12 protein-coding genes, 1 other RNA gene and 2 pseudogenes are annotated in these 14,973 nt (G+C 73.9%); 6 read left to right on the top strand and 9 right to left on the bottom strand.

Annotated features, from left to right (window positions below):
- Positions 1-124 precede the first annotated feature (124 nt).
- The 4 genes and pseudogenes from rnpB to VKA29_RS26600 all read right to left on the bottom strand — a co-directional run bounded on the left by rnpB (position 125) and on the right by VKA29_RS26600 (position 2,889).
- Positions 125-531: RNase P RNA component class A (gene rnpB / locus VKA29_RS26615), an RNA gene on the bottom strand.
- Positions 532-649: 118 nt separating this feature from the next.
- Positions 650-1,396: pseudogene (locus VKA29_RS37075) on the bottom strand (DMT family transporter); the annotation flags it as partial.
- Between the two features lie 52 nt (positions 1,397-1,448).
- The gene (locus tag VKA29_RS26605; RefSeq protein WP_324788524.1) at positions 1,449-2,270 is read right to left on the bottom strand and encodes an AraC family transcriptional regulator; all 822 of its coding nucleotides are present in this window, start codon (positions 2,268-2,270) and stop codon (positions 1,449-1,451) included.
- Between the two features lie 49 nt (positions 2,271-2,319).
- The gene (locus tag VKA29_RS26600; RefSeq protein ID WP_324788527.1) at positions 2,320-2,889 is read right to left on the bottom strand and encodes a Uma2 family endonuclease; all 570 of its coding nucleotides are present in this window, start codon (positions 2,887-2,889) and stop codon (positions 2,320-2,322) included.
- A gap of 207 nt (positions 2,890-3,096) precedes the next feature.
- Between VKA29_RS26600 and VKA29_RS26595 the strand changes: the two genes are divergently transcribed.
- Positions 3,097-4,035, top strand: a complete 939-nt coding sequence (locus tag VKA29_RS26595) for an ATP-binding cassette domain-containing protein (protein WP_324788523.1) — start codon at positions 3,097-3,099, stop codon at positions 4,033-4,035.
- Positions 4,032-4,793 (top strand): ABC transporter permease, encoded by a 762-nt coding sequence (locus VKA29_RS26590; RefSeq protein ID WP_324788522.1) that lies wholly within the window; start codon positions 4,032-4,034, stop codon positions 4,791-4,793. The genes VKA29_RS26595 and VKA29_RS26590 overlap by 4 nt, the downstream gene beginning before the upstream one ends.
- Here the strand turns inward: VKA29_RS26590 and VKA29_RS26585 are convergent.
- Positions 4,777-7,944, bottom strand: a complete 3,168-nt coding sequence (locus VKA29_RS26585) for a BTAD domain-containing putative transcriptional regulator (protein ID WP_324788521.1) — start codon at positions 7,942-7,944, stop codon at positions 4,777-4,779. The two genes, VKA29_RS26590 and VKA29_RS26585, sit on opposite strands and share 17 nt — an antisense overlap.
- Before the next feature lie 386 nt (positions 7,945-8,330).
- On the opposite strand from VKA29_RS26585, the gene VKA29_RS26580 reads away from it, so the two are divergent.
- Positions 8,331-8,939: a hypothetical protein gene (locus VKA29_RS26580; RefSeq protein WP_324788520.1), complete on the top strand. Its 609-nt coding sequence runs from the start codon at positions 8,331-8,333 to the stop codon at positions 8,937-8,939.
- 110 nt (positions 8,940-9,049) lie between these two features.
- Positions 9,050-9,832 carry a peroxide stress protein YaaA gene (gene yaaA, locus VKA29_RS26575; protein ID WP_324788519.1) on the top strand — a complete coding sequence of 261 codons (783 nt, stop codon included), beginning with the start codon at positions 9,050-9,052 and terminating at the stop codon, positions 9,830-9,832.
- 106 nt (positions 9,833-9,938) lie between these two features.
- On the opposite strand, the pseudogene VKA29_RS26570 reads toward yaaA, so the two are convergent.
- From VKA29_RS26570 to VKA29_RS26555, 4 genes and pseudogenes are all read right to left on the bottom strand, one after another.
- Positions 9,939-10,190: pseudogene (locus VKA29_RS26570) on the bottom strand (zinc-binding dehydrogenase); the annotation flags it as partial.
- A 64-nt stretch (positions 10,191-10,254) separates the two neighbouring features.
- Entirely contained in the window at positions 10,255-11,571 is a 1,317-nt protein-coding gene (locus VKA29_RS26565) for a bifunctional RNase H/acid phosphatase (RefSeq protein WP_324788518.1), read from the bottom strand.
- 9 nt (positions 11,572-11,580) lie between these two features.
- Positions 11,581-12,324, bottom strand: a complete 744-nt coding sequence (locus VKA29_RS26560) for a zinc ribbon domain-containing protein (RefSeq protein ID WP_324788526.1) — start codon at positions 12,322-12,324, stop codon at positions 11,581-11,583.
- A complete protein-coding gene (locus VKA29_RS26555; protein ID WP_324788517.1) occupies positions 12,321-13,169 on the bottom strand; it encodes a Nif3-like dinuclear metal center hexameric protein in 849 nt (282 codons plus the stop codon). The genes VKA29_RS26560 and VKA29_RS26555 overlap by 4 nt, the downstream gene beginning before the upstream one ends.
- A gap of 221 nt (positions 13,170-13,390) precedes the next feature.
- On the opposite strand from VKA29_RS26555, the gene VKA29_RS26550 reads away from it, so the two are divergent.
- Together VKA29_RS26550 and VKA29_RS26545 are read left to right on the top strand one after the other, a co-directional pair.
- Positions 13,391-14,614, top strand: coding sequence for a hypothetical protein (locus tag VKA29_RS26550; protein ID WP_324788516.1), 1,224 nt, complete (start codon positions 13,391-13,393; stop codon positions 14,612-14,614).
- A gap of 96 nt (positions 14,615-14,710) precedes the next feature.
- Positions 14,711-14,866, top strand: coding sequence for a hypothetical protein (locus VKA29_RS26545; RefSeq protein ID WP_324788515.1), 156 nt, complete (start codon positions 14,711-14,713; stop codon positions 14,864-14,866).
- The last annotated feature ends 107 nt before the right edge of the window (positions 14,867-14,973 follow it).

Raw genomic sequence — 14,973 nt, 5'->3', positions numbered from 1 at the left:
TGCCGCACGTCATCGTGAAACGTCCTCAACCGTTCGGAGACGGTGGCGTAGAACGAGGCGGTCTTACCCTGCAGCAGCTCCGACACAGGTCGGAGGCCCTTCCCGAGCACGTCGCAGGTGGCGGCAGACGAGTCGGGCTGTACGCCGGGTTCTGTTCCGGCGGGTCCTCGCGGGCCCGCCGGCGACGGCCATCCATCTAGGGCCGGTGTTGCCACCGGCCTCGTGCGGTCTACCCGCGGACTCGGGCGGGCAGCCCTCGGTCGTCCGCGCAGAAACACCGGAGTGCTTCCTTTTGACCTTGCTCCAGGTGGGGTTTACCCAGCTGCCCAGGTCGCCCTGGGCACTGGTGGTCTCTTACACCACCGTTTCACCCTTACCCGGCACCGAAGTGCCGGGCGGTCTGCTTTCTGTGGCACTGTCCCGCGGGTCACCCCGGGTGGCCGTTAGCCACCACCCTGCCCTGTGGAGCCCGGACGTTCCTCGGGGAGCACCCCCGTCAGGGGGACTCCACGCGGCCGTCCGCCCGGCTCGTCTGCCGTGTCGGCCATGTTACCGGGCGCGGCGGGGCCTTCCGCGCCGACCCCGCCGTGGCCAGCACCGAGCCCGCCAGGATCAGGGCGAAGGCCGCCATCGTGCCGGCCGTCAGCCGCTCGTCCAGGAACAGCACCCCGGCCGCCACGGCCACCGCCGGGTTGACGTACGTGATGACCGTCGAGCGGGTCGGGCCGATCTCCTTGATCAGTTCGAGGAAGGCGACGAAGGCCAGCGCGGTGCAGACGACGCCCAGGCCGGCCAGGGACGCCAGCACGGAGGGCGCGGGCAGGGCCGTGGGCCGGGTCGCCGCCGCGGCGGGGGCGTAGACCAGGGCAGCCAGGGCCAGGCAGGGGGCGATGAGCTGGAGCGTCGGGACGTCCTTCAGCCGGCGGGCCGCTATCAGCGGCGCCGTCGCGTAGCCCACGACCGTCAGCAGCACCTCGGCCAGCGAGCGGGCGTCGCCGCCGGTGAGGTGGGGGACGGTGAGGACGGCCACGCCCGCCAGGCCCAGCGCCAGGCCGGCCACCCGGCGGGCGCCGAGCCGTTCCGTGTCGCCGAGGAGGCGGGCCGCCGCGACGCCGACGATCGGGACGCCCGCGATCAGCAGGCCGGCGGTGGAGCTGGACAGGCGGCGTTCGGCGTCCGTGAGCGTGAACCACGGGACGATGATCTCCAGGCACGCGAAGGCCAGCATCGGCTTCCAGTGCGTCCGCAGCGTGCCGGGGAGACCGCCGCCGCGCAGGGCGAACGGGAGCAGCAGGGCCGCGCCCACGGCGCAGCGCGTGAACACCACCGCCGACGGGGAGAGGTCCTCCACCGCCACCTTGATCAACAGGTAGGGAACGCCCCAGACCACTCCCATCAGGGAGAACAGGAACCAGCCACGTGCAGTCATGCGGCGAGTCTCCGGCCGGTCAGCACCCGCCGTCTTGAACGCTGTTGCGGTACGCCGCCGGGGTGACCCCGAGCACGCGGCGGAACCAGCGCGTCAGGTGCGCCTGGTCCGCGAAGCCGACCAGGCCGGCCGCCTCGGCGGGGCGCAGACCGGCGTCCAGCAGGCCGCGGGCCCGGTGGACGCGGTGCTGCGCGAGCCAGGCGTACGGCGGCAGTCCCATGGCGGTGCGGAAGGCGCGCAGCAGCTGGTAGCGGGACAGGCCCAGGTCGGTGGCCAGGTCGGCGAGGGACGGCGGGTCGAGGAGTTCGTCGGCCAGGCGGTCGCGTACGACGCGGGCGATGCGGTCGGCGCCGGGCACGGCGTCGTCCGCCGGGCGGGCGGTGGAGTGGCGGCGGGCGAGGGCGGTGAGCAGCCACGGCAGGCGGGACTCGGTCTCCAGGGGGTCCGGGCAGGCGCTCAGTTCGGTGTGGGTGCGCAGGACCGCCATGGCCAGCTCCGGGTCGTCGATCAGCGGCTCGCGGAAGTGCGGTACGCCGCCGAGGGTGCCGTCCGTGAGCAGTTCGGTCCGCGCGTACAGGGCGCGGTAGGCGTAGCCGTCGGTGGGGGTGCCGGGCCCGCCGGTGTGGATCTCGCCGGGGGCCAGGACGACGATGGAGCCGGGGCCGGTGCGGATGTGACCGCCGCGGTAGTCGATGACCTCGGAGCCGGCCACGCAGACGCCGACGGTGAACTCGTCGTGCGCGTGGGGCGCGTAGACGTGTGTGTCGAAGCGGGCGGTGAGCAGGTCGAGGCGGGGGCCGCAGCGGCCGAGACGTGCCCTGGTCCACCGTGCCTGCTCCACGCGCCGCCCCCTGTCTCCGCGTCGTCCTCAGGGTGCAACGCCCGCGGGTTCAGAGAAAGTCCGCGGTCTCCAGCTCGAAGGCGAACGGCTCGGGAAGGGGCAGCGGTTTGCCGAAGGGGAGGGTGCAGACCTGGCGGTAGTCGTCGTTCCGCGGGTCGGCGAACAGGGTGACCGACGCGGCCTCACGGTCGACGAGCAGGTACAGCGGGATGCCTCCGCGGGCGTAGCAGCGGCGCTTGGCCTCGCGGTCGGCGGCGGGCTTGGTGGAGGTCACCTCCAGCACCATGGCGACACCGTCGCAGGGCATCCAGGCTTCGGCACCCGCGAAGAGGTCACGGTCGACGGGGGCGAAGGTGGCATCCGGGATCGCGTGGTTCCTGGGACAGGCGCCTCCGCTCACCAGCTTGAGCCCCTTGTTGCCGGAGCAGTCCATGTCGGACCGGGACCGCCTGATCACCTGCCTCACGATGCGGCTGATGTACTTCTCGTGATCCCCGTCCGGCGGCGGTGTCACAACGATCTCCCCGTCGATCAGCTCGGCCCGGAAACCCTCCGGGGTGTCCAGGGCGAGAAAGCCCTCCAGCAGGACCTCCGCCTGCGTGAGCGGCTCATGGGCCATGGCGGTCATGTCACGCCCCTCCTTCGGTCGCTCGCCAGCCTGGGACATCGGAGATCACCTGTCCGTGGGATCGGGAACCGTTCCCTCGATCGTGGCACAGGATCGGCACGCCCACGACGACGACGGCCGCGGGGGCGGGAGCGCGTGTCAGCGGGCGTGTCAGGGGCGTGACAGGTTGGTGTCAGGGGCGGTCGCGACGGTGGGGGCATGAAGAATTCGGCGATCGCGGTCTCCGGGCTGCGCAAGGCGTACGGCGACAGAGCCGTCCTCGACGGCATCGGTTTCGAGGTCCCCGCGGGGACGGTCTTCTCCCTGCTCGGCCCGAACGGGGCGGGCAAGACGACGACGGTGAACATCCTGGCGACGCTGCTGACGGCCGACGCGGGGACGGTGCGCGTGGCCGGGCACGACGTGGCGGCCGGGACCCGGCAGGTACGCGCGGCGATCGGGGTGACCGGTCAGTTCGCCGCGGTGGACGAACTGCTGTCGGGCCGGGAGAACCTGCGGCTGATGGCGGACCTGAAGCGGGTGCCCGCCGCGGACCGGCTGGTCGCGGGGCTGCTGGAGCGGTTCGACCTGGTGGAGGCGGCGGACGACAGGGCGTCGGCCTACTCCGGCGGTATGCGCCGGAAGCTGGACCTGGCGATGACGCTGGTCGGCGACCCGCGGATCATCTTCCTGGACGAGCCGACGACCGGACTCGACCCGCGCAGCAGGCGCACGATGTGGGGGATCGTCCGCGAGCTGGTGGCCGCCGGCACCACGATCTTCCTCACCACGCAGTACCTCGAGGAGGCCGACCAGCTCGCCGACCGGATCGCGGTGCTCGACCGGGGCCGGCTGGTCGCCGAGGGCACTCCCGAGGAGCTCAAGCGCCGGGTACCGGGCACCCACGTCCGGCTCCGGTTCGCCGGCCTCGACGAACTCGACGCCGCGGCAAGGCTGTTGGCCGGTTCCGCGCGCGACGACCAGGAGCTGACCCTGCGGGTGGCCAGCGACGGTGAGTCACGGTCGCTGCGGGCCCTGCTGGACCGGCTCGACGAAAACACGATCAACGCCCAGGAGTTCTCCGTGCACAGACCCGACCTCGACGACGTGTTCCTCGCCCTCACCGGGCGCCCGAGTGTCGAGGCGGTGGCGAAGTGAGCGGCCTGTCCACGGCGTTGGCCGACTCGGCGATCATGTTGCGCCGCAACGTGAAGCACACCCTGCGCAATCCGCTCGTGGTGTTCAACGCGGTCCTCTTCCCGATCGTGCTCATGCTCATGTTCGTCAAGGTGCTCGGCGGCGCCTTCAGCGTCGGCGAGGACTACATCGACTACGCGACGCCGGGCCTGCTGGTGATGGCGGTCAGCTACGGGCTGGGGTCCACCGCGACGGCGGTGAACGACGACATGAGGAAGGGCATCATCAACCGGTTCAAGGCCATGGACGTCTCCCGCGGCGCCGTGCTGACCGGGCAGGTCGTCGTCACCACCGTGCGCTGTCTGGTGGCCTGCGCGGCCATCGTCGCCGTGGCCTTCGCGCTGGGCTTCGACCCGGACGCGAGCGCCCTCGACTGGCTCGGCGTGCTGGGCCTGATCCTGCTGCTCGCCTTCGCGGCCGGCTGGCTCACCGTCGCCCTGGGGCTGGCCGCGAAGACCGCGGAGTCGGCGGGCCTGGCCACCGTGCCGCTGGTCATGCTGCCGTTCCTGAGCAGCGCGATCGTGCCCGCGGACACCATGGGGGCGGGCGTGCGGCAGTTCGCCGAGTACCAGCCCTTCACCCCGATCATCGAGACGCTGCGCGGGCTGCTGGCGGGCCATCCGTCGAGCGGCGACGCCTACGCAGCCGTCGCCTGGTGCGTCGGGCTCGCCGCCCTCGGGTACGCGTGGGCGGTCTCCACGTTCAGGAAGCGAGCGTGACCTCGACGAGTCGGGACCAGCCGGTCCGCTCCCCCTCCGCGGCCGCTTCGTCGAACCGCGTGTCGCCCAGGCGGCGCCGCGCGGCCCGCTCGATGCGGGCCGCGTCCGGCTGGGAGCGGTCTTCCAGCCCGCACACGTCCGCGCCGGCCGCGAGCAGCCGCGCGGCCTGCTCGGGCTCGTCGCGGCGCAGGGCCAGGTCCGCCACCCCGACGACGGTCCGGGCGAGCAGCGGCGCGTATCCCGCCTCGGCGGCGGCCGCGCAGGCCGCCGCGCGGTGCGTCCGGGCCTCGCCGAGGTCGTGGGCGAGGTAGCCGAGGAGGTCGTGCGTCACCGCGCGGACGTTCGCCATCCGCGCCTCGTCGCCCCACGCGGCCGTCGCGAGGCCGAGCTGCCGGTGTGCCTCCTCGGCGTCACCGGCCCACCGGGCGAGTTCCGCCCTGGACAGGGCCAGTTCGGCCAGCGCGTCCGGCCAGGTGACCCGCTCCGCGCGCCGCTGCGCCTCGGCGAGGGCGGCCGCCGCGGCGTCCCGGTCGCCCAGCAGCCAGTGGAGCTGGGCCTGCCGCGACCGCATCCGGATGACGTCCTCGGTGGTGCCGACCTCGGTGACGACCGCTATCGCCTGTTCGTAGGAGTCGCGGGCGCGGGCGAGGTCGCCGCGCGCGGCCAGGCGGTCCGCCAGCTCGGTCAGCGCGAAGGAGATGCCGAACCGCTCGCCGAGCGCCCGGAACTCGGCGAGCGCCGTCTCCAGGTAGGCGTCCGCGTCCCGTCCGTGCCGGCCGAGCACGATCCGCATCTTGCCCAGGTGCAGCCGGGCCAGCGCGCGCACCCAGGGGTCCTCGTTGTCGAGCAGCGGTTCGAACGCGGGCAGGAACTCGCCGGGCGCCCGCAGCATGTGCTCCAGCGCGTCGACCAGCCCCAGCAGCGGGTACCGGCGCGGGCTGCGGCGGCTGAACCGGTGCGCCTCGCGGATCCACTCGGCGGCCTGGCGTTCGTCGCCCCGCCCGGAGCTGACGAACAGCACGACCAGCGCGTACGCCATGGCCCGGACCTCGTCGGTCACCTCGCCGGGGACGCGGGTGGCAGCGGTGAGCAGTTCCAGGCCCTCGGTGCGGTGGCCGCCGAGCCACCAGTACCAGCCCGCGCCCGCCGCGAGCCGCATCGCCGCCTGTGCCTCGCCCGCCGCCAGCGCGCCGCGCGTCGCGGCACCGATGTTGTCGTGCTCCGCCTCGAGCGTGGCCAGCCACTCGAGCTGTTCCGCCCGGCGCAGGTGCGGTTCGGCGATCTCGGCCAGCTCGGTGAAGCAGGCCAGGTGCGCGCGGCGGGCCCGGTCTGATTCGCCCGCCTCCGCGAGCCGGTGCCGGGCGTACTCCCTGATCGTGCCGATCATGCGGTAGCGCGGGGCGCCGTCGCCCTCGGCGAGCAGCAGCGACTTCTCGGCGAGCGCGGTGAGCAGGTCGAGTACGTCCTCCGGCTCGACCGGGTCGCCCGCGTCGCCCGCGTCGCCCGCGCAGACCCGTTCGGCCGCCTCCAGGCTCGCCCCGCCGGAGAACACCGAGAGCCGGCGCAGCACCGCCCGCTCGGCGTCGGTGAGCAGTTCCCAGCTCCAGTCGATCGCCGCGCGGAGCGTCCGGTGGCGGGGCAGCGCGGTCCGGCTGCCGCCGGTCAGCAGGCGGAAGCGGTCGTCGAGCCGGGCCGCGAGCTGGTCGACGGACATGGTGCGCAACCGGGCCGCGGCCAGTTCGATCGCCAGCGGGATCCCGTCCAGGGCCCGGCACACGCGCGCCATCGTCGCCAGCGTGCGGGCGTCGGCCGCGAGGTCGCGGCGCACCGCCCCGGCCCGGTCCCGCAGCAGCCGGACCGCGGGTGAGGCCGCGATCTCGTCGGGGGTCGCGTCCACCGCCGGCAGGGACAGCGGCTCGACCTGCCACACCGCCTCGCCGGTGATGCCGAGCGGTTCCCGGCTCGTGGCGAGGATCCGCAGCCGCCGGCATTCGCCGAGCACCCGGTGGGCGAAGACCGCCGCGGACTCGATCACGTGCTCGCAGTCGTCCAGGATCAGCAGCGCCTCCCGTTCGCGGATCGCGGCGACGAGCCGGTCCGTCGGCTCGGCGTTCGCGGCCCCGCCGAGCAGGGCGTCCCGCAGGCCGAGTCCGGCGAGCGTCGACTGCGCCACGTCGGCCACGTCGCCGTTCGCGCGGACGGCGGCGAGCTCCACCAGCCAGGCCCCGTCCGGCAGGTCGTCGAGGAGGGTGTGGGCGGTCTCCGCGGCCAGCCGGGACTTGCCCGAGCCGGCCGGCCCGATCACGGTGGTCAGCCGGTGCCCGGCGACGAGCTCGCGGACGGCGGCGACGTCGGCGTCCTTGCCGACGAAGGCGGTCAGCTCGGCCCGCAGGTTGGTCCTGCGCCCCTCGTGCCGCCTCCCCGGCTCGCCCCGCAGCAGCGCGAGGTGCAGCGCGGCCAGGTCCGGCGAGGGGTCGGCGCCCAGCGCGTCGGCCAGGGCTTCCCGCGCCCGCTGGTACACCAGCAGCGCCTCGCTGTCGCGGCCGGCCGCGGCGAGGGCGCGCATCAGCGCGGCGACGAGCCGTTCCCGCAGCGGGTGCGCGGCCACCAAGTCGGACAGCTCCGTGACCGTGTCCACCGGGTGTCCGAGGGCGGCCTCCGCGTCGCACCGCTCCTCCAGGGCGGTCAGCCGCAACTCCTCCAGCCTGGCGGCCGCGGCGCCGCACGCGGCGCTGTCGTGCAGGCCGACGTCCTGCAGGGCCGCCCCGCGCCACAGGCCGAGGGCCTCGCGCAGCAGCCGCACCCGCCGGGCGGCGTCCCCGGCGCCCGGGCCTGTGCCGAGGAGACGTTCGAACCGCACGGCGTCGACGGCGTCGGGGTCCACCGCCAGCCGGTAGCCGGCCGGCTGCCCCTCGACCGCCCCGTCGGGCAGCGCCTTCCGCAGCCGGGAGACCAGGCGCTGCAGGGCGTTGGTCGCGTCGGCGGGCGGGTGCTCGCCCCAGATCCAGTCGATCAGCGACGTCCTCGGGACCACCTGCCCCGGCCTGAGTGCGAGGGCGGCCAGCAGTCCGCGCAGGCGTACGCCCGGCACGTCGACCGAGGCGCCGTCGTCCGCGCGGACCTCCAACGGACCCAGCATCCCGATCTGCACCCGCAGATTCTGCCACGGTCCCCGGCGGGCGCCTCCGGGCCTACGACGCCTCCTGGGGCGGGCATCTGAGGGCGCGTCAGGTGTGAGCGGGGCGGATGCCGGGGCGGATGCCGGGCCGGGAGCCTCGCCGCCTTGAGCCGCCGGACGGACGAGTTGCGGAACACGAATCCTCGGCAGACTCTGGATCGGAGGCCGTCCTGGCGGTTGTTCGCCGGGCCTCCTGTGACCTGAATCTCCGGGTACGAGCGACAGCGAATTGATCCGCGTCGTACCGCCCGATGCCAGCCTTTGCCCCGTGCCACCGAATGGGGTGAATGCGCGCCGGCCTCACCGAGTCTGCGCGTATCGGGGAAATGGGCCTGCCGAGAACCGATGGAGGGATCGCGATGACCCCGAAAGAGGACATGATCGAACGCACACTCGGCTGGATGGTGGAACATCTCGACGGTGGCGGCCAGGAAGTCAACTGGACCGTCGCCATCACCAACACGAACCAAATGATCATCAGCAAGGTCGGCGGCGTGACCAGCGCAAGGAGGGGGATGCACGACCTGGCCCATTGGATGGCGGCACAAGAATGGCAGGCCGAACTCGACGGCGTCTGCCTGGCCAAGAAGTTCACCAGAGACGCAGCGAGCAATCACGCCGAAATGTGCATCCTGGCCGCCGCCAGGAGTATGGGCATGAACCCTGAAGTGGATGTGGACTTGATGGGGTGCCCCAGCCTCCACTGCGAAGCCTGTGCGAACACGCTCGACTACGCGAATGTCACGACACTGGATGGAGCGAGAAAGGGCTCCCAGCAAGGATGGTGTCACCCCTACGCGCCCATGGCCATCGGCCTTCAGTATGGCGACTGGGCCCCTCAGATCGAAGAACTGGACCGCTTCAACGAAGCCGGAGCGCCGGACGATTTCCCTTTTGAATACGCCAGGCAATTGACCTACCAGCCGGCCGGTGACTTCGAACCCCTGGAGCCGGAGGGTTCCTGGTAGGACGGCACGGGCCTTCGGTACCAGGCTCGGGGGAGGAGCGGCAGGCGCGTCTCGGGGCGGTCTCCGGCCCCCGTACGCTGGCGCAGAGCTGAATCGAAGGAGATCCGTCCGTGCTTGTCCTGCTGCCCCCGTCCGAAGGCAAGGCCGCTCCCGGCCGTGGCGCCCCGCTGAAGCCGGAGTCGCTCTCGCTGCCGGGACTGGCCGCCGCCCGTGCGGCCGTGCTCGACGAGCTGGTCGAGCTGTGTGCCGGGGACGAGGACAAGGCGCGCGAGGTCCTGGGGCTGAGCGAGGGACTGCGCGGCGAGGTCGCGAAGAACGCCGGGCTGCGCACGGCCGGCACCCGGCCCGCCGGGGAGATCTACACCGGCGTGCTGTACGACGCCCTCGGCCTGGCGTCCCTGGACGCGGCGGCGAAGGAGCGGGCGGCGCGCTCGCTGCTGGTGTTCTCCGGATTGTGGGGGGCGGTCCGGGTGACCGACGAGATCCCCTCCTACCGCTGTTCGATGGGCGTCAGGCTGCCCGGGCTCGGGGCGCTCGCCGCGCACTGGCGGGCGCCGATGGCGTCCGTGCTGCCGGAGGCGGCCGGGGACGGGCTGGTGCTGGACCTGCGGTCCTCCGCGTACGCCGCCGCGTGGAAGCCGAAGGGCGAGGTCGCCGGGCGGACGGCGACCGTGCGGGTGCTGCACGCGCCGACCCGGAAGGTCGTCAGCCACTTCAACAAGGCGACCAAGGGCCGGATCGTCCGGAGCCTGCTCACGGCGGGCGCGGCGGTGTCGGCGCCGGGCGAGCTGGTGGAGGCGCTGCGTGACCTCGGATATGTCGTCGAGGCGCAGGCGCCCACGGCGGCGGGCCGCGCCTGGGCGCTGGACGTGCTGGTCGACCAGGTGCACTGAGGTTCGCGGGCGGCGAGGCCGAGTCGCCTGCCGCCTTCCGTACCGGACCTCGGGCCCGGGGGCGAACGGGCGGCACGGTCCACCGTGGAAACGGAGAGGGCGTGAGTCAAGGCGTCAGTACGATCCTGCCGGGCACTTCACCCGCCTCCAGCTTCCGGTGCGCCGGCCCGGCTTCGTCCGGCGGCAGCACTTCGTGCACCACCGCTTCGATCTCGCCACGGCCGATGAGAGCGGCGAAGGACAGCGGCTTCCGGAACGCCGCCATGGTCTTCGTGCCGAAGTCCGCGGGCGGCTGACCCGCGACAGCGCCCACGGCCACCAGGCGGCCGTTCGGGTCGAGCCTGTCGAAGAACGACGGATTGGGCGTTCGACGCCTGCCCCGGCACGCACGGCAGCTGCCCCGACGGCGTTCCCGGGCCCGGTCAGCGCAGGTGGGAGGTGTCGTTGAAGAGGCGGACGCTCGCGTTGCCGTCGGCGTAGTAGGCCACCGCCGACAGGGAGGCCGCCGACAGTTCCATGCGGAACAGGGATTCCGGCGGGGCGCCCAGGGCGAGCCGTACGAACGTCTTGATCGGCGTCACGTGGGTGACGAGCAGGACCGTGCGGCCCGCGTAGGCCGCGGTCAGCTTGTCGCGGGTGGCGGCGATCCGGGTGGCGGTGGCCGCGAAGCTCTCGCCGCCGCCGGTCGGCTGGGCCTCCGGGTCGGCGAGCCAGGCGTTCAGATCGTCGGGGTGGCGTTCGCGCACCTCGGCGAAGGTGAGGCCCTCCCAGGCGCCGAAGTCCGTCTCGCGCAGGCCGTCGTCGACGCCGACCTCCAGGCCGAGGCGTTCGGCGACGATGCCGGCGGTCTCGCGGGTGCGGGCGAGGGGGGAGGCGACGACGTGCTGGATCGTGCCGCGCCGGGCGAGGGCTGCCGCCGCCCGTTCGGCCTGCTCCCTGCCGACGGCGGAGAGCGACGGATCGCTGCCGCCGGACCCGGAGAACCTCTTCTGCGGGGTCAGCGGCGTCTCGCCGTGCCGCAGCAGCACGAAGGTGGCCGGGGCGCCCATGTCGGCGGGGGCCCAGCCGGGAGAAGCCACGGTGCGCGCGGCACGGACGTCGGCATCGGCCTCGGCGGCCTCGCCGCCGGCCGGAGTGCCCGCCCGGTCGCGGCCGCGCGCCAGTGCCTCGCGCGCCTTCGCCGCGCCGCTCCTCGCGTCTCCGGGCGGGGCCGTCGGCTCGGCGGGCGGGGCCGTCGGCGCGGCGGGCGGGGCCGTCGGCTCGGCGGGGGACGCGGCCTGCGCGGCCACCTCGGCCGTGGGCGCCGACGCCGGCTCCGTCCACTGCTCGCCCCGGGCTCCGGCGTCCATCGCCTCGTTCGCCAAGCGGTCCGCGTGCTTGTTCCGGTCCCGCGGGATCCACTCGTACGTCACCCGGTCCGGCGGGAACACCCGCGCCGCCTGCATCGCCAGCGGCTTCATGTCGGGGTGCCTGATCTTCCAGCGCCCCGACATCTGCTCCACGACGAGCTTGGAGTCCATGCGGACGTGCACGGTGGCCGACGGGTCCAGCCGGTGCGCGGCGCGCAGACCGGCCAGCAGCCCCCGGTACTCGGCCACGTTGTTCGTGGCGACGCCGATGTACTCCGCGGCCTCCGTCAGGGTCTCCCCCGTCGCCGCGTCGCGTACCACGGAGCCGTACCCGGCGGGTCCCGGGTTGCCCCGCGACCCGCCGTCGGCCTCGACGACGAACTCCCGCACGACCCGCCCCTACAGGCCGGACTCGGCCGTGCGCACCAGGATGCGGCGGCAGTTCTCGCAGCGCACCACCGTGTCGGGGGCGGCCGCGCGGATGTCGTTGATGTCGGTGATGGACAGCTCCTGGCGGCAGCCCTGGCAGGTGCGCTGGTACAGCTTCGCCGCGCCGATGCCGCCCTGCTGCTCACGCAGCTTGTCGTAGAGCTTCAGCAGGTCCGCGGGGACGGAGGCGGCGACGACCTCGCGTTCCTTGGTCACCGACGCCACCTCGCCGTCGATCTCCTCGAAGGCGGCGGCCCGGCGGGCGGTCGCGTCGTCGATCTTCGACTGGACGGAGGCGACGCGCTCGGTCAGCTCGTTCACCCGCTCCTGCGCCGACTCGCGGCGCTCCATGACCTCCAGCACGATGTCCTCCAGGTCGCCCTGGCGCTTGGCGAGGGAGGCGATCTCCCGCTGGAGGTTCTCCAGGTCCTTGGGCGAGGTGATCGCACCGGAGTCCAGGCGCTGCTGGTCGCGGGCGGCGCGCTGGCGCACCTGGTCCACGTCCTGCTCGGCCTTGGTCTGCTCGCGGGCGCAGTCGCTCTCCTCGGTCTGCGCGGCCACCAGGAGGTCGCGCAGCTGGGTTGCATCCTTGGTCAGCGACTCGATCTCGGCGTGCTCGGGCAGCGACCTCCGCTTGTGCGCGAGCTGCTGCAGGCGCACGTCGAGGGCCTGGACGTCGAGGAGTCGGATCTGGTCGGCGGGCGCGGCGTTCAGTTGGGGGCTCCAGGTGAAGGGGAGTGACTGGTCCAGGGGTCGGTGACCGTCTTGGAGACGTGGACGCGCAGGTCCCATCCGTGCCGGTCGGAGATTTCGTCGAGCTGGCTCGCGGCCAGCTCGCACCAGGGCCACTCGGTGGCCCAGTGCGCCGCGTCGAGCAGCGCGAGGGGACGGTGGGCGCCGGCCGCCATGAACTCGGAGGCCGGGTGGTGGCGCAGGTCCGCGGTGAGGAAGGCGTCGACGCCGGCCGCCCGGACGTGGTCGAAGAGGCTGTCGCCGGAGCCGCCGCTGACGGCGACGGTGCGGACCGTCATCGAGGGGTCGCCGGCCACCCGGATGCCCTGCGCGGTGGCGGGCAGCCGCTCGGCGGCGCGGGCGGCGAGGTCGCGCAGCGGCAGCGGGTGGTCCAGTTCGCAGACGCGGCCGAGGCCGCGGCGGCCGTGCGGGTCGCTCGGGTCGGGGACGAGGGGGCCGGTCACCCGCAGGTCCAGCGCGCCGGCGAGCGCGTCGCTGACGCCGGGGTCGGCCGTGTCGGCGTTGGTGTGGGCGACGTGCAGGGCGATGTCGTTCTTGATCAGCGTGTGCACCACGCGGCCCTTGAAGGTGGAGGCGACGACCGTGGTCGTCCCGCGCAGATAGAGCGGGTGGTGGGTGACCAGCAGGTCGGCGCCCAGTTCCACCGCCTCGTCCACGATCTCCTGGACCGGGTCGACGGCGAACAGGACCCGGGTGACCTCCTGGTCGGGGTCGCCGACGACCGTGCCGACCGCGTCCCAGGACTCGGCCCGCTCGGCGGGCCACAGGTTCTCCAGCGCGGCGATGACTTCAGACAGACGGGGCACGGGAAAAGGCTACCTGCCTGCACCGCGCCGCTGAACCGGTGCCGGGCACCGGCTCCGAGGGCCGGCGCCGGGGACCGTGCGGGGTCGGCCCACCCTCAGCACACGGGTCGCCGTTTCCTCAGCAGAATCGTTCCTGGGCCACCCTTATGTGTGAAGCGGGCGCCAGCCTGACCCCGCCTGCGCGTACGAAAACTAGCGTCGTCGCAGGAGGTGACCAGACGATGACGGCCTGTGCGATCGAGCCCGGGACCGCGCCCGGGGACGGCGCCCCGCGGGCGGGCTGCTGCACGATCACCGTGGACGGCTCCTACGCCGCCCGCCTCGCTCCGGACGGCGACTCCTGGTTCCCGGAGCGCTGGACACTGGACGGTCCCGAGCCGTACGCCGTCCCGCTGCCCGGCAGCCGGCCGGAGCAGCCGGGCAGCGAGGTGCAGCCGATGGGCGACGGGCGGGTGCTGATCCGCCGGACGGCCGAGGGGCGGCACGTATTCGCGCTGCTGTACCCGACCGGACCGGGCACGGGTGAGCTGCCGCTCGGGACGGTCGAGTGCCCGGAGCCCGGCAGCCGGCTGCGGCTGCTGCCGCCGGCGCCGGGCGGCGAGCGGGCGTACGCCCTCGTCGTGGGCCGGCGCTCCAGCACGGTGTGGCGGGTGGTGGGCGGCGCCTTCGGACCGGAGCCCGTGGCGGAGGTCCCGGGGCGCTGCTCGGGCGGGGTGTGGCTGGAGCGGTCGGGGCGGATGCTGGCCCTGGACCGGGAGACCGGCGGCCGGACCAAGACGGTCGTGACCGACCTGGAGCGGGGCGGCGAGATCTCGCCGCTGCTGCAGATCGCCGCCGACAGCGACGACCGGCTGCTGCTCGCCGACCTGGACAGCGGCCTGCTGCTGATCAGCTCGGACGCGCCCTCGCCCGGACAGGAGCGGCTGGGCTGGGGCGTGCTCGGCAGCACCCTGCCGGTGCGCTTCCCCGAGAGCCTGCGGCTGCCCGGCTGCGCGGTGACGCCGTTCGCGATCCAGCCGGGGCAGGTGCTGACGCCGGAGAGCTGTGCGGTGGCGCTGCGCATCGACGGACCGGCCGGCGGCTGGGTCGGCGTGTGGCGGCCGGAGGGCGGGCGGATCCACCATCTCCCGGCGCCCGAGGGGTGGTTGGCGGGCGCCGGGCTGTGCACGCCGGACGGTGTGCTGCTGCTGCCGTACGCGACGGACGAGGTGCCGTGCGGCGTGGCGCGGGTGCCGGCGCCCGTACGGCAGGCGGAGGGCGGCGCGACGGCGGTACGGGCGGTGTGGGAGCGCGTGGCACCGGCCGCGGAGGACGCCGGCCCCGCGTCACCGGGCGCCTCGGCTCCGCCGGACGGCGCGTCACCGCGGGAGGACGAACCGGAGCCCGCCGCGCCGCGTCCGGTGCCGTTGCAGCAGGCGCCGTTGGGGGGTCTTGTAACGAAATAGTCCCGGTCGGCCGGTCGCCTGGATCCGGCCCTCGGGGGGCTGGATAGACTCGCCGGGCTGTAAAGAGATCATGTTTTGACGGGGTGAATAGTTCCGATGAGCGACGCACGTATCATGCAGCCGCTGCCCGCCGAAGCCCGGGAGGACACCGGCCACGGCCGGCACCGGGGCCCGATCTCGGCCCAGGACGGTGACACGGCCCCTCACGGCCGGCACCGCAAGCCCGCCGAGGACGCGGAAGCAGCGGCCTGACGAATGCACCGCGGGGGCCCGCACGCCGGACGTGCGGCCGTGGCGGACCGCGAGGCCGAGCTGCGCACCGCGGGGCTGACCGTGCGCACCCGCACGGGGTCCGCCCC

The sequence above is a fragment of the Streptomyces sp. H51 genome (assembly GCF_035656535.1).
In the GTDB taxonomy this organism is placed as follows: Bacteria; Actinomycetota; Actinomycetes; order Streptomycetales; family Streptomycetaceae; genus Streptomyces.
This window is presented reverse-complemented; position numbering and strand designations above follow the sequence as displayed.

What these genes read in the sequence shown, in the direction of transcription:
- VKA29_RS26600 (WP_324788527.1), bottom strand. Translation starts at nt 2,889, where the DNA reads ATGGCCCATGAGCCGCTCACGCAGGCGGAGGTCCTGCTGGAGGGCTTT.
- VKA29_RS26595 (WP_324788523.1), top strand. Translation starts at nt 3,097, where the DNA reads ATGAAGAATTCGGCGATCGCGGTCTCCGGGCTGCGCAAGGCGTACGGC.
- VKA29_RS26580 (WP_324788520.1), top strand. Translation starts at nt 8,331, where the DNA reads ATGACCCCGAAAGAGGACATGATCGAACGCACACTCGGCTGGATGGTG.
- VKA29_RS26550 (WP_324788516.1), top strand. Translation starts at nt 13,391, where the DNA reads ATGACGGCCTGTGCGATCGAGCCCGGGACCGCGCCCGGGGACGGCGCC.
- VKA29_RS26545 (WP_324788515.1), top strand. Translation starts at nt 14,711, where the DNA reads ATGAGCGACGCACGTATCATGCAGCCGCTGCCCGCCGAAGCCCGGGAG.